The organism is Burkholderia sp. Bp8992 (assembly GCF_003853705.1).
Lineage (GTDB): Bacteria > Pseudomonadota > Gammaproteobacteria > Burkholderiales > Burkholderiaceae > Burkholderia.
This window is the reverse complement of record NZ_QTQI01000002.1, coordinates 123,042-136,739: the sequence shown is the minus strand read 5'-3', so window position 1 is coordinate 136,739 and position 13,698 is coordinate 123,042. Positions and strand designations below refer to the sequence as shown.

Sequence of the window (13,698 nt, the reverse complement as noted above, 5' to 3'; positions counted from 1 at the left end):
AATGAACCAGGCTGTCGCGCGTTTCGTCCGGCCCTTGCCGTCGCGGGAAATCTGGACCTTCGCCGGTCTCGTCATGCTCGCGTGCTTCGTGTGGCTCGCGGGCCCGCTGTTCGCGTTCGCCGAGGTCCGGCCGCTCGAAAGCGGCTGGGCGCGCGGGCTGACGATCGCGGTGCTGTTCATCGCGTGGGGCACACGCGTCGCATGGCGCAGCTGGCACGCCGGCCGCCTCAACGCGCAGTTGCTGAACCAGTTGCGCGAGGCCGCGCCGGGGCCGGCCACCGCCGACGATCCGGCAAAGGCGCAGCTCGACGAGCTGCGCAGCCGCTTCGACGAAGCAGCGACGCTGTTGAAGAAAGTCCGCTTCGGGCAGGCCGACACCGTGCGCCACGGCCTGCCGCGCTGGTTCGACCGGATGTCGCGCCAGTATCTGTACCAGTTGCCGTGGTACGTGTTCATCGGCGCGCCCGGTTCGGGCAAGACCACCGCGCTCGTCAATTCGGGGCTCAGCTTCCCGCTCGCCGAGCAGTTCGGCCGCGCGGCGATTCGCGGCGTGGGCGGCACGCGCCATTGCGACTGGTGGTTCACGAACGACGCGGTGCTGATCGACACGGCCGGCCGCTACACGACGCACGAAGGCAATCGCGCGCTCGACGAGGCCGAGTGGAAAGGCTTCGTCGAGCTGCTGAAGAAATACCGCACGCGCCAGCCGCTGAACGGCGCGATGCTGACGATCAGCGTCGCCGACCTGCTCGGCGCGTCGGAAGCCGAGCGCACGCAACACGCGATGGTGCTGCGCAAGCGGCTGCTCGAACTGCGCGCGCAGCTCGGCATCCGCTTTCCCGTGTACCTGCTCGTGACGAAGGCGGACCTGCTGGCCGGCTTCGCCGAATATTTCGGTGCGTATGGCCGCGCGGAATGCGCGCAGGTGTGGGGCTTCACGTTCCCGCTCGCGCAGAGCGAGGCGCCGGGCTTCGACCTGCGCGCGGCGTTCGACCGCGAATACCGGCTGCTGCACCAGCGGCTGAACGACGGGCTGCCCGAACTGCTCGCTGCGCAGACCGACGCGCGCCAGCGTGAGATGACGTACCTGCTGCCGCAGCAGATCGCCGATCTGCAGGACATGCTCGGCCAGTTCGTCGCCGAGGTGTTTTCGGTGTCGAGCTACGAGCCGATGCCGATGCTGCGCGGCGTCTACTTGACGAGCGGCACGCAGGAGGGCACCGCATTCGATCGCGTGATGAGCGGCATCAAGCGCTTCCTGAAGATCGAAGGCGTGCCGCCGGTCGCGCAGGTCGGGTCGACCGGGCGCAGCTTCTTCCTGAAGTCGCTGTTGCAGGAGCACATCTTCCGCGAAGCCGCGCTCGCCGGCAGCGACCTGCGCTGGCACCAGAAGCGGCGCGCGCTGCAGATCGCCGGCTACGTGCTGCTCGCGCTGGCGTGCGTGGCCGTGCTGGCCGCATGGCTGCGCAGCTATGCGAACAACCGTGCGTATCTCGACCATATCGCCGCGCGCGTGCCGGCCGTCGATGCGCAGATCGCCGGCGCGAAATTCTCCGATGCGTCCGACATCGCACGGCTGCTGCCCGTGCTCGACGCGCTCGGCGGCCTCGCGAATGCGGGTGGCGTCGACCTGCAGCATCCGCCGCTCGCGTACCGGTGGGGGCTGTTCCAGGGCGAGAAGATCGACGAGGCCGTCGACGCCGTGTACCGGCGCGCGCTCGAAGACGTGCTGCTGCCGATCGCCGCGAGCCGGATGGAAGCCGCGCTGCGCGACGCGCGGCCCGACGAAACCGAATACGCGTATGCGGCGCTGAAGGCGTACCTGATGCTGTACGACAGCGCGCACTACGATCCCGCGTTCGTGCAGGCCGTCGTCGACCTCGAATTGGAACGCTCGCTGCCGCCCGATTTTTCGCCGGCCGAACGTTCGGCGCTGCGCGCGCATCTCGCCGCGCTGTTCGGCAGCCGCGTCGCCGTGTCGCCGTATCCGATGAACGAGCGGCTCGTAGCCGACGTGCGCGATCGGCTGCGGCAGGTGCCGCTCTCGCAGCGGCTGTACCGGCAGCTCACGCGCACGCTGCGCCCGGCGACGTCGGCGTTCGACTTCAGCGTCGCGCGCGCGGTCGGCCCCGACGCGTCGCTGGTGTTTCGCCGCCAGAGCGGCAAGCCACTGTCGGAAGGCGTGCCGGGCTTCCATACGCGCAGCGGCTATCGCAACGTGTTCGCGCCGCGCCTGGCCGACGAGGTCGAAGCGTACGGGCGCGAGGAAGTGTGGGTGCTGAACCTCGGCCTGTCCGAGATCCCCGGGCCGAACGACGCGGCCGCGTGGGCGCGCGACATCCGCCAGCTCTACCTGAACGACTACCTGAAGATCTGGGACGACTATCTCGCCGACATCAGGCTGCAACGCACGGCAACGCTCGCGCAGAGCATCCAGGTCGCGCGCGCGCTGTCGTCGGCCGATTCGCCGCTCACGCGGCTGATGGTGGCGCTCGCGCGCGACACCGCGCTCGGCGACGCGCCGGGCGGCGCACGCAATCTGGCGTCGCGTGCGCAGGACAAGGTCGACGAGGCGCGCAGCTCGCTGTCGCAGATCTTCGCGGGGCAGGCCAGAGACGCGAACCCGGCGGCGGCGCCCGCGAGCCCCGAGCAGGTGGTCGACAGCCATTTCGCCGGGTTGCGGGCATTCGCACCGGGCGGCGGCGACCAGTCGCAGGCATTCGATGCGGTGCTGAAGTCGATCGACGCGCTGTATACGTACCTGACGGCCACCGACGACGCGCTGAGGAGCGGCGCGCAACCGCCGCCATCGGACGCCCCCGCACGGCTGCGCGCGCAGGCCGGCCGCCTGCCGACACCGTTCCGCGAAGTGCTGGACGACCTGTCGAACGTCGCGAACGGCAGCGTCGCGACCGTCGAACAACGCAGCGTCGCGCAGCGTGCCGGCGCGAACGTCGGCGACTTCTGTCGGCAGGCGATCGCGGGCCGCTATCCGTTCGCGCGCGGATCGTCGCGCGACGTCGCGCCGGCCGATTTCGCGCAGATGTTCGCACCGGGCGGCCTGATGGACGACTTCTTCCAGAAGAACCTGCAGTCGATCGTCGATACGACGTCGCACCCGTGGCGCTTCGCGAACCGCAATGCGGACGCCGATCCGTCGGCCGCGGCGATGCTGGCGTCGTTCGAGAAGGCCGCGGTGATCCGCGACGTCTATTTCGGCGGCGGCGCGCGCACCGCGCAGCTGAAGGCGCAGATCCAGCCGCTCGAAATGGATCCGTCGATCACCGAGATGGTGCTCGACGTCGACGGACAGATCGTCCGCTACGCGCACGGCCCGCTCGTGCAGAGCGCGGTCGAGTGGCCGGGCCCGCGCGGCAGCAACCAGGTGCGGCTGCAGGTGTCGGGGCAGGCCGGCGCGACCGACGGCCTCTCGACCGACGGGCCGTGGGCGCTGCACCGGCTGTTCGATCGCGCGGCCGTGTCGGCCGGGCGCGGCTCGGACCAGATGATTGCGCGCTTCACGGTCGACGGCAAACCGATCGTGCTGCAGGTGAATGCAGGCAGTGTCCGCAACCCGTTCCGACTGCCCCAGATGGAGTCCTTTACATGCCCTCCGAAGCCATGAGCCCGACACCGCCGCTCGCGCGCGCCGACGGCGACGCGCCGGCCTGGTACGGGAAGATTCCCGGCGCCGGCGACTTCGTGAACAGTCGGTTGCCGCATGCGCTCGCGCTGTGGTGGGAACGCTGGCTCCAGCAAGGGATGGCTGCGATGCGCCAGCGCGGCACGGACGAGATCGAGCGCCACTACACGGTCGCGCCGGTCTGGAACTTCCTGATCCCCGCGGGCGCCGGCGCGTCGTGCGTGCAGTCGGGCTGCCTCGCGCCGAGCTGCGACCGCGTGGGGCGCTATTACCCGGTGATCGTCACGCTGCCGACACGCGCGGCCGATTACCGGAACGGGCTGCCGGACACTGCCGACGCGTTCTACTGGCAGGTCGGCCATGCGTTGCTCGACGCGATCCGCCATGCGCGCGCGCCGGGCGATCTCGAGCAGACGCTCGAACGCGTGCGGCTCGCGCCCGACGTCGGCCGCGATGCGGCGGACCTCTTCGACGGCACGCCGGCAGCGCTGCCGGCACAGCCTGCGCCGGCCGCCTGGCCCGGGCTGTCCGGCTATTTCGATCCGCACGGCGGCACCAGCTTCTGGTGGACCAACCGCGCGGACGGATCGCCGTTGCGCACGCATGCGCATACGGGCACGCCCGACAACGCACTGTTCCTGACGCTGTTCGGCGGCAGTTAGCGGCCCGGGTGACGGTCGACGGGCCGCCACGCGCGGCAGGCGGAAAGGACGCAGTTTCGAGAGGTGGTGGACATGAAGGACGCTGGATCGAGAGACAACGAGCACGACACGGCGACACGCGGCGACGCATCCGAATTCACGGTGCGGCCGCTGCCGCTCGGCCATCGCCTCGGTGAACTGCAGCTCGACGAGGTGCTGGGCATTGGCGGTTTCGGCATCGTCTATCGCGCGTTCGACCGCACGTTGCGGCGCGCGGTCGCGATCAAGGAGTACATGCCGTCGATGCTCGCGACGCGCGGCGGCGACTATACGGTGTCGCTGCGTTCGGAGCGGTTCGCGCAGGCGTTCGACGCGGGGCGCGGCGCGTTCCTCAACGAGGCACGCCTGCTCGCGCAGTTCGATCATCCGGGGCTCGTCAAGGTCCTGCACTTCTGGGAAAGCCACGGCACCGCGTACATGGTGATGCCGTTCTACGAAGGCCGCACGCTCAAGCAGCTGCTCGACAGCGGGATGCGGATCAGCGAGACGCAGTTGCGCAACATCGTCGGCGCGCTGCTCGGCGCGCTCGACACGCTGCATCGCGCGCAGTGCTTCCATCGCGACGTCGCGCTCGACAACGTGCTGATCCGCCCGAACGGCAGCGCGATCCTGCTCGACTTCGGCGCGGCGCGCAAACGGATCGGCGATATGGTCGACGACGGCGCGATGATGATCAAGCCGGGCTACGCGCCGATCGAGCAGTACACCGACGATCCCGCGTTCAGCCAGGGGCCGTGGACCGACCTCTATGCGCTCGGCGCGGTGATGCACGCGATGATCACCGGTGAATTGCCGCCCGCGGCCGTCGTGCGCAGCATCAAGGACACCTACCGGCCGCTCGCGTCGCGCGAACTGCCGGCCGGCGAGGTGTACAGCCCGGCATTTCTCGCGGCGGTCGATCATGCGCTGCAGTTGCGGATACCGGAGCGGCCGGAATCGGTCGCGGCGTTCGCGGCGGAACTCGGGTTGCGCGACTTCGACCGGACGGGCAGCGCGTATGGCGCGGCAGTCGTGCCGCCGGCGGGCGATGCCGGCAAGGGCGGGGAAGGGCAGGCTACCGCGGCTCCCGGTACCGCGTCGTCGGCGGCGTCGACGATCGGTGACGGCGGGACCGCTTCGGGCGGGGCCGGGTCGGATACGCAGGCTTCGCAACCCGTGCGCTCGAACAACGTGTCGACAACGGAGGAAACCGCCTCCGCTTCGCCCGCCGCGTCGTCCGGCGGCGCTGCTCCGCCGACCGGCACCCCGCGTGCGGCGGCACCCGCCGGATCGCGCAACCGCCGCATGCCGGCCTATGTCGGCGCCGCAGTCGTTGCGCTGATCGCCGTCAGCCTCGCCGCGACCTATCTGTCGCGTCCGTCCCGCGTCGCTGACGACACCGCGCCCGCCGCGAGCCAGCCACTCGCCGGCACGTCACCGCCCGCAAGTACCGCGGAGCCTACGCTGGCCCAGCAGGGGCCGACACCGACCGTCGTGCCGCCGTCGAGCCTGCCGGCCGGATCGTCCGCGGATGTTCCGCCGCCGCCCGTCGCCGCCGCACCGGCCAGCGCGCCTGCCGTCGAAGCCGCCGTGCCGGCGCCGCAGGTCGCGACGACCGTCACGAACCCGCCCCCGGCGCGCGTCGGCGCCAGTTCGACCATCGCACCGGCCGGCAGCCTCGACGCGTCGGAACGCGTCGTCAACGTACCGCCGTCGGAAGCGGCCGCGACACCCGCAACAGCACCGACTCAAGCGCCGAAGGCGCCGTCGGAAGCTGAGACGGCCGTCGCCGCCGTCAACGCGCCGACGGCCGAATCGCAACCGCGTCCTCCGAAGACGCAGGAAACCGTCCAGGTCCGTTTCAGTGTGCGGCCGTGGGGCGACATCTACGTGAACGGCGCAAGGCGCGGCGCGAGCCCGCCGCTGCGTTCGGTGTCGCTGACGCCGGGCGTCTACGTGATCGAGATCCGCAACGGCGCGCTGCCGCCGTTGCATCGTACCGTCGCGATCGATTTCGGCAGCAAACCGGTCAACATCGACTATGCATTCGAATGACGTCAGCCAGGCGGCGCTGGCCGCCGCCGAATCTTCCGCGGCATCGCCCGGCGTGCCGGCGTCGCCGCGCGCCGACCTGATCGGCCGGCTGCTCGCGGACGTCGCGCCCGATGCCCCGTGCGGCGCGAACCTCGAATACGACGCCGAGTTCCTGCGCCTGCAGGAGCGCGCGACGCCGCGCGCCGAGCAGCAGTACGGCGACACCGTGATCCCGGCCGAGGCGCCCGACTGGCGGACGGTCGAGCGGCTTGCGCTCGCGCTGTCCGCCCGCACGAGGGACTTGCGCGTCGTCGCGTATCTCGCGCGCAGCTGGACCGAGCAGCACGGCATTCCCGGCTATGCGGACGCGCTCGCGGTCGTCGCGATGCTGCTCGAACACCGCTGGGACGACCTGCATCCGCGGCTCGATGCGGACGGCGAGCCGGACCCGACGCCGCGCATGAATGCGCTCGCCGACGTGGCCGGCGCGCACGACTGCGCACGCGCGGCGCGCCGCCAGCCGCTGTTCGACGGGGGCCCGAGCGTGCGCGACGCCGAACGGCTGCTCGACGGCCGTGACGAAACGGGCGCCGCCGCGACCGGCAGCCGCGAAAGCCTGATCGCCGCGCTGTCGGCCGCACGCGACGACGGCACGATGCCGCTCGACGCCACACGCACCGCGTTGCAATCGCTCGATGCGATCCGCGCGTGCGTGGCGGGCAAGCTCGGCCCCGAATGGGCGCCCGACGAAGGCGATGCGGAAAAAGCGTTGCGGCGGATCGTGCAGGAAGTCCCGCTGCCCGAGGCGTCGCAGCACGTACCGGCCGGCGCGACGCCCGCGCGGCAGGCCACGCCCGGCAGCGCGGCAACCGCCGCACCGGCGGCTCCGCCGAACGCTCACGCGTGGCGCGACGCCGAAGTCACGAGCCGCGACGACGTCCGCATCGGCCTCGACAAGATGTGCCGCTATTTCGAGCTGCACGAGCCGAGTCATCCTGCGCCGCTGCTGCTGCGGCGCGCCCAGCGGCTGCTCGCGCTCGACTTCTACGCAATCATCCGCGATCTCGCGCCGGAGAGCCTGCCGAAGCTGGACCTGCTGAGCGGCGAGCGGAGCGAATGAACCGTACGAGGGAAGCCGCCACGCGGGCGGCAACGACCTGCGCAACCTGATCGAAGTGAAGGAGTGGACGATGACGGACAGAACCAAGGCAGCGGGCAGCGGACAGAAGTTCATCGCGCGCAATCGGGCGCCGCGCGTGCAGATCGAGTACGACGTCGAGACCTACGGCGCCGAACGCAAGGTGCAGCTGCCGTTCGTGATGGGCGTGATTTCGGACCTGGCCGGCAAGCGCGCCGAGCCGCTGCCGGATTTGCCGGAGCGCAAGTTCCTCGAGATCGACGTCGACAACTTCGACGAGCGGATGAAGTCGGTCGCGCCGCGCGTCGCGTTCCAGGTGCCGAACACGCTGACCGGTGAAGGGATGCTCAACGTCGACATGACGTTCGAGCAGATCGACGATTTCTCGCCGGCCGCGATCGCGCGCAACGTCGACGCACTGCGCCGGCTGCTGGAGGCGCGCACCGAGCTGTCGAACCTGCTGTCGTACATGGACGGCAAGCACGGCGCCGAACAGCTGATCGAGCGCGCGATCAACGATCCCGACCTGCTGAAGACGCTCGTGCGCGAACCCGCGCAGGGCGGTGACGCGACCCAACCGGAGGCCCGCGATGAATGATCCCGTCCAGTCCCGCGCCGACGCGCGCCCGCCCGCGCAGCCGGCCGTCGCGCACGGTGAATTCGCGGCGCTGCTGCAGAAGGAATTCAAGCCGAAGACGGCCGAGGCGCGCGAGTCGGTCGAGCGCGCCGTGCGCACGCTCGCGCAGCAGGCGCTCGAACATACGGTCGGCATGACGAACGACGCGTACGGCAGCGTGAAGCAGATCATCGCCGAGATCGACCGCAAGCTGTCCGAACAGATCAACCAGATCCTTCACCACAACGAATTCCAGACGCTCGAAGGCGCGTGGCGCGGGCTGCATTACCTCGTCACGCACACGGAGACCGACGAACTGCTGAAGATCAAGGCGCTGCCGGCATCACGCAACGAGGTCGCACGGATGCTGAAACGCTACAAGGGCGTCGCGTGGGACCAGAGCCCGCTGTTCCGCAAGATCTACGAGGAGGAATACGGGCAGTTCGGCGGCGAGCCGTTCGGCTGCCTGGTCGGCGACTTCCATTTCAACCACAGCCCGCCGGACGTCGAGATGCTCGGCGAGCTGTCGAAGATCGCGGCGGCGGCCCATGCGCCATTCATCGCCGGCGCGTCGCCCGAGTTGATGCAGATGGATTCGTGGCAGGAGCTGTCGAACCCGCGCGACCTGACGAAGATCTTCCAGAACACCGAATACGCGGCGTGGCGCAGCTTGCGGCAATCGGAGGATTCGCGCTACGTCGGCCTCGCGATGCCGCGCTTTCTCGCACGGTTGCCGTACGGCGCGCGCACCAATCCGGTCGACGAATTCGACTTCGAGGAAGACACCGACGCCGCGAACCACGACCGCTACACGTGGGCGAATTCGGCGTACGCGATGGCCGCGAACATCAACCGCTCGTTCAAGCAGTACGGCTGGTGCTCGTCGATCCGCGGCGTCGAATCGGGCGGGGCCGTCGAAGGGCTGCCGAGCCACACGTTCCCGACCGACGATGGCGGCGTCGACCAGAAATGCCCGACCGAGATCGCGATCAGCGACCGCCGCGAGGCCGAGCTCGCGAAGAACGGCTTCATGCCGTTCGTCCACCGGAAGAATTCCGATTTCGCGGCGTTCATCGGCGCGCAGTCGCTGTACCAGCCGGCCGAGTACCACGACCCCGACGCGACCGCGAACGCGCGGCTGTCCGGCCGCCTGCCTTACCTGTTCGCGTGCTGCCGCTTCGCGCATTACCTGAAGTGCATCGTGCGCGACAAGATCGGCTCGTTCCGCGAACGCGACGACATGGAACGCTGGCTGAACGACTGGATCATGAACTACGTCGACGGCGACCCCGTGAACTCGTCGCAGGAAACCAAGGCGCGCAAGCCGCTCGCGGCCGCGCAGGTGGTGGTTGACGAGGTCGAGGACAACCCCGGCTACTACACGTCGAAATTCTTCCTGCGTCCGCACTACCAGCTCGAAGGGCTCACCGTGTCGCTGCGGCTCATCTCACGGCTGCCGACCGCGAAGGCGGCGAACGAGTGAGCGGCGCAGCGGGCAACGATCGGTATCCACCGCGGCATTCATCCTGACATCGCACTGAAACGGAGACGGCAATGGGCGTGGCAATGTTTATGAAAGTGGACGGCGTGACCGGCGAATCGGCGGACGCGCAGCACAAGGGCTGGACCGACATCCAGTCGTTCACGTGGGGCGCGAGCCAGCCGGGCGCGATGGCGAGCGGCAGCGGCGGCAACGCGGGCAAGGCGAGCTTCAACGATCTCGTCGTCGCCGCGTACATGGATAAGGGCGCGCCCGCGATCATCAAGAACTGCGCGAACGGCAAGCATCTGTCGTCGGTCGAGATATCCGCGTGCAAGACCGGCGGCACGCAGGTCGAGTTCATGCGCGTGACGCTGCAGGAGGTGCTCGTCACGTCCGCGCAGGTCGCGGGTATCGATCCGGGCGACGTCGCCGACCGGCTGATGATGCATTACGGCTTCCAGGCCGCGAAGGTGAAGAAGCAGTACTGGCAGCAGAACGACAACGGCGGCAAGGGCGCCGAGGTGACGGTCGGCTGGAACATCAAGGAAAACACCGAGATGTAACGGCGCGGAGACGACCATGGACGACCCGCGAACCCACGACGGCCGGGAGGGCAACCTGCGCGACCGGCTGCAGCCGGCGTTGCTCGACCGGCTCACCGACGACGCACCGCAGCGCGCCGCCGAAGCACCCGGCGCGCAATGGATCGGCACCGAACGCCTGCGTGCGGCCGTGCTGCGCGATCTCGCGTGGCTGCTCAACACGCGCAATGGCGAGGACGGCTTCGTCGACTGGTCGGCGTTCGCGCACGCACAGGCATCGGTGCTCAACTACGGGATGCGGCCGCTCGTCGGCAAGCCGATGTCGGGTGTCGAGCGGATGTCGGTCGAGGCGTCGATCCGCGATGCGATCGTCCGCTTCGAGCCGCGCATCGCGCCCGACAGCATCGAGGTCCGCAGCGTGACCGACGCGCCCGGCGGCCGCGCCGGCGAACGGCGCCACAACGTGCTGCTGTTCGAGATCCGCGGCACGCTGTGGTCGATTCCGCATCCGCTCGAATTCGTGCTGCGCTCCGACCTCGATCTCGAGACGGGCGCGATGTCGCTGCAATCGGCGGCGGGAGGCTGACGTGATGGATACGCGCCTGCTCGACTACTACAACCGTGAACTCGCCTACCTGCGCGAGCTCGGCGGCGAATTCGCGCAGCAGTTCCCGAAGGTCGCCGCACGGCTGAGATTGAATGAATCGGGGCCGCCCGACCCGTACGTCGAGCGGCTGCTCGAAGGTTTCAGCTTCCTCGCCGCGCGCGTGCAGCTGAAGATGGACGCCGAATTCCCGCGCTTCACGCAGGCGCTGCTCGATGCCGTGTATCCCGGCTATATCGCGCCGTTGCCGTCGATGGCAATCGTGCGCTTCGCGCCGATGCTGAACGAAGGCAGCCTCGCGCAGGGCTGGCGGCTGCCGGCCGGCACCGCGCTGCGCGCACGGCCGGTTGCGTCCGAGCAGACCGCGTGCGAATTCCGCACCGCGCACGATCTGACGCTGTGGCCGCTCGAACTGACCGATGCGACCGTCACAGGTGCGCCGTCGTGGCTGCCGCGCGGCGCCGTCGCCGCCCGCCAGGACGTGCGCGGCGCGCTGCGCATCCGGCTGAAGGCGCGCGGTGGCGCGAAGCTGTCGCAACTGCCGCTCGACCGGCTGACGTTCCATCTCGCGGGCCCCGAGCGCGATGCGCTGCATCTGCTCGAACTGATCGCCGCGCATGCGCTCGGCGTCGTGTGCCACGACCCGGGGCAGCCCCCGCGCTGGCTGCATACGCTCGACGCCGATGCGATCGTCCACGAAGGTTTCGATCCGGCGCAGGCGATCCTGCCCGACGACGGCCGCAGCTTCCACGGCTACCGGCTGCTGCGCGAGTATTTCGCGTTTCCGGCGCGCTTCCTGTTCTTCAGCATCGGCGGGCTGCTCGCCGCGCTCGCGCGTGCGACCGGCGACGAGTGCGAGCTGACCGTGCTGTTCGACCGGCACGACGCTGCGCTCGAAGCGGCCGTCGATGCGCGCCATCTCGCGCTGAACTGCACGCCGGCCGTGAACCTGTTCGCGCGCCGCGCCGACCGCATTCCGCTGCAGCCGGGCGCACGCGAACACCATGTCGTCGTCGACCGCAGCCGGCCGCTCGACTACGAGGTCTATGCGGTGCAACGGCTCGCGAGCGAACAGCGCGACGACGGCCAGTCGCGCGAATTCCGGCCGTTTCACGCGTCGTTCTCCGGCGACGACGGCAATTACGGCGCGTATTACACCGTGCGGCGCGAGCCGCGGCTGGTGTCCGCACAGGCACGCTCGAACGGCACGCGCACCGGCTACGTCGGCAGCGAAACCTACGTGTCGCTCGTCGACAGCCAGTGCGCGCCGTACGACGAGACGATGCGCTACCTGTCCGCCGACACGCTGTGCACGAACCGCGATCTCGTGCTGCTGCAGCCGCCCGGCGACGCGAACACGTTCACGCTGCGCGTGTCGGCGCCGGTCGAGCGAGTCGTCGCGATCCGCGGCCCGTCGCGGCCGCGGCCGCCGATCGCCGATGCGCAAACCGCATGGCGCCTGATCCGCCATCTCGGGCTCGCGCGCCACACGCTGACCGATCTCGACGACGACGAGGGCGCGCATGCGCTGCGCGAACTGCTCGGCCTGCATGCGGATCCCGCCGACGCCGCGATGCGCCGGCAGATCGACGGCGTGCAGCGCGTCGCGTTCTCGCCGGTGTTCCGCCGGCTGCCGGCATCCGGGCCGTTGATGTTCGGGCGCGGCGTGCAGGTCGACGTGACCGTCGACGACCATGCATTTTCCGGCGACAGCCCGCTCCTGCTCGGCGCGGTGCTCGAACAGTTCTTCGCGCGGCATGTCTCGATCAACGCGTTCGCCGAATGCGTGCTGACCAGCACGCAGCGCGGCACGCTCGCGCGCTGGCCGGCGCGTATCGGCAGGCGGCCGGCCATATGAAGCGCGAACCGTCATCCGGTATCCAGCCGGCCGCCGAAGCCGCGCGCCGCGACGCGTGGTGGGCGCGGCTGCGTGCGGCGCCGCACGGCTACGACCTGTTCCAGGCGCTGCGCTGGCTCGACGCGCTGTCGCCCGGACGCCCGCCGCTCGGGCGCGCCACCCGGCCGCGCGACGAGCCGGTGCGGCTCGGGCAGCAGCCGTCGCTCGCGTTCGCCGCGTCGATGCTGGCCGGCGTCCACGACGAAGGCGGCACCATGCCGCCGCGCATCGCGATCCACGGGTTCGGGCTGTTCGGCCCGAACGGGCCGCTGCCGACGCACCTGACCGAATACGCATACGAACGCGCGGCGCAGCACGACGACCCGACATTTGCCGCATTCGCGGACGTGTTTCATCACCGGCTGATCCTGCTGTTCTACCGCGCATGGGCCGACGCACAGCCGACGGTGAGCCTCGATCGGCCCGGACGCGCACGATTCGACGGCTATGTCGCGAGCCTGATCGGGCGGGCCGCGCATGGCGACCAGCCGAACGCACCGGCCGACGCCGACACGCTCGCGCCGCATGCGCGCTATTTCCATGCGGGCCATCTCGTGCGGCATACGCGCAACCCGGAAGGCCTCGTGCAGATCCTGCGCCGGCACTTCGGCGTCGACGCGCGCATCGTCGAGCACGTGCCGCAGTGGGTCGCGATCGAGCGCTCGCAGCGCTGCACGATCCGCGCGACACGGCCGACGTTGCGCGTCGGTGCCGTCGCGCTCGGCATCGCGGTGCGCGACGCGCAGTCGCGGTTCCGGATCGTGCTCGGCCCGCTGTCGCTCGACGCATACCGCCGCTTCCTGCCGGGTGGTCCGCACGCACGCCAGCTCGCGCAATGGGTGCGCGAATACGTCGGCATCGAATTCGACTGGGACGTGCAACTCGAACTGGCGGCCGACGCGGTGCCGGCGCTCGCCCTCGGCGAGCCGCAGGGCATCGGCCGTACCGCGTGGCTCGGGCAGCGGCTCGAACCGGGCCCGGCCCGCGACCTCGTCGTCCGCTACGACGTGCGGCGCGGCGGCACGCCCCTTCATCGCGAAACCGCCTAACCGGGAGCCGTC

General features: G+C 70.0%; 10 protein-coding genes. All 10 read left to right on the top strand.

All coding sequences use genetic code 11. The annotated features are described in order from the left end of the window. Position 1 precedes the first annotated feature (1 nt). Positions 2 to 3,625 carry a type VI secretion system membrane subunit TssM gene (gene tssM, locus DIE03_RS03470; protein WP_124447509.1) on the top strand — a complete coding sequence of 1,208 codons (3,624 nt, stop codon included), beginning with the start codon at positions 2 to 4 and terminating at the stop codon, positions 3,623 to 3,625. Next, positions 3,607 to 4,305, top strand: coding sequence for a type VI secretion system-associated protein TagF (gene tagF / locus DIE03_RS03465; protein WP_124447507.1), 699 nt, complete (start codon positions 3,607 to 3,609; stop codon positions 4,303 to 4,305). Before tssM ends, tagF begins: the two co-directional genes overlap by 19 nt. A 72-nt stretch (positions 4,306 to 4,377) precedes the next feature. Beyond that, positions 4,378 to 6,378 carry a serine/threonine-protein kinase gene (locus DIE03_RS03460; protein ID WP_124447505.1) on the top strand — a complete coding sequence of 667 codons (2,001 nt, stop codon included), beginning with the start codon at positions 4,378 to 4,380 and terminating at the stop codon, positions 6,376 to 6,378. Continuing rightward, the gene (tssA, locus tag DIE03_RS03455) at positions 6,365 to 7,477 is read left to right on the top strand and encodes a type VI secretion system protein TssA (RefSeq protein WP_124447502.1); all 1,113 of its coding nucleotides are present in this window, start codon (positions 6,365 to 6,367) and stop codon (positions 7,475 to 7,477) included. The genes DIE03_RS03460 and tssA overlap by 14 nt, the downstream gene beginning before the upstream one ends. A 70-nt stretch (positions 7,478 to 7,547) precedes the next feature. After that, positions 7,548 to 8,093 carry a type VI secretion system contractile sheath small subunit gene (gene tssB / locus DIE03_RS03450; protein WP_124447500.1) on the top strand — a complete coding sequence of 182 codons (546 nt, stop codon included), beginning with the start codon at positions 7,548 to 7,550 and terminating at the stop codon, positions 8,091 to 8,093. Then, on the top strand, positions 8,086 to 9,594 hold the full coding sequence (gene tssC / locus DIE03_RS03445) for a type VI secretion system contractile sheath large subunit (protein WP_124447498.1): 1,509 nt from the start codon (positions 8,086 to 8,088) through the stop codon (positions 9,592 to 9,594). The genes tssB and tssC overlap by 8 nt, the downstream gene beginning before the upstream one ends. Positions 9,595 to 9,665: 71 nt before the next feature. After that, positions 9,666 to 10,157, top strand: a complete 492-nt coding sequence (locus DIE03_RS03440; protein ID WP_027791618.1) for a type VI secretion system tube protein Hcp — start codon at positions 9,666 to 9,668, stop codon at positions 10,155 to 10,157. A 16-nt stretch (positions 10,158 to 10,173) separates the two neighbouring features. Then, the gene (gene tssE / locus DIE03_RS03435) at positions 10,174 to 10,722 is read left to right on the top strand and encodes a type VI secretion system baseplate subunit TssE (protein WP_124447496.1); all 549 of its coding nucleotides are present in this window, start codon (positions 10,174 to 10,176) and stop codon (positions 10,720 to 10,722) included. A 4-nt stretch (positions 10,723 to 10,726) separates the two neighbouring features. After that, positions 10,727 to 12,598, top strand: coding sequence for a type VI secretion system baseplate subunit TssF (tssF, locus tag DIE03_RS03430; protein WP_124447494.1), 1,872 nt, complete (start codon positions 10,727 to 10,729; stop codon positions 12,596 to 12,598). Further along, the gene (gene tssG, locus DIE03_RS03425) at positions 12,595 to 13,686 is read left to right on the top strand and encodes a type VI secretion system baseplate subunit TssG (RefSeq protein ID WP_124448125.1); all 1,092 of its coding nucleotides are present in this window, start codon (positions 12,595 to 12,597) and stop codon (positions 13,684 to 13,686) included. Before tssF ends, tssG begins: the two co-directional genes overlap by 4 nt. The last annotated feature ends 12 nt before the right edge of the window (positions 13,687 to 13,698 follow it).

Coding starts and splice junctions, on each gene's coding strand:
- tssM (WP_124447509.1), top strand. CDS start 2: ATGAACCAGGCTGTCGCGCGTTTCGTCCGGCCCTTGCCGTCGCGGGAA.
- tagF (WP_124447507.1), top strand. CDS start 3,607: ATGCCCTCCGAAGCCATGAGCCCGACACCGCCGCTCGCGCGCGCCGAC.
- DIE03_RS03460 (WP_124447505.1), top strand. CDS start 4,378: ATGAAGGACGCTGGATCGAGAGACAACGAGCACGACACGGCGACACGC.
- tssA (WP_124447502.1), top strand. CDS start 6,365: ATGCATTCGAATGACGTCAGCCAGGCGGCGCTGGCCGCCGCCGAATCT.
- tssB (WP_124447500.1), top strand. CDS start 7,548: ATGACGGACAGAACCAAGGCAGCGGGCAGCGGACAGAAGTTCATCGCG.
- tssC (WP_124447498.1), top strand. CDS start 8,086: ATGAATGATCCCGTCCAGTCCCGCGCCGACGCGCGCCCGCCCGCGCAG.
- DIE03_RS03440 (WP_027791618.1), top strand. CDS start 9,666: ATGGGCGTGGCAATGTTTATGAAAGTGGACGGCGTGACCGGCGAATCG.
- tssE (WP_124447496.1), top strand. CDS start 10,174: ATGGACGACCCGCGAACCCACGACGGCCGGGAGGGCAACCTGCGCGAC.
- tssF (WP_124447494.1), top strand. CDS start 10,727: ATGGATACGCGCCTGCTCGACTACTACAACCGTGAACTCGCCTACCTG.
- tssG (WP_124448125.1), top strand. CDS start 12,595: ATGAAGCGCGAACCGTCATCCGGTATCCAGCCGGCCGCCGAAGCCGCG.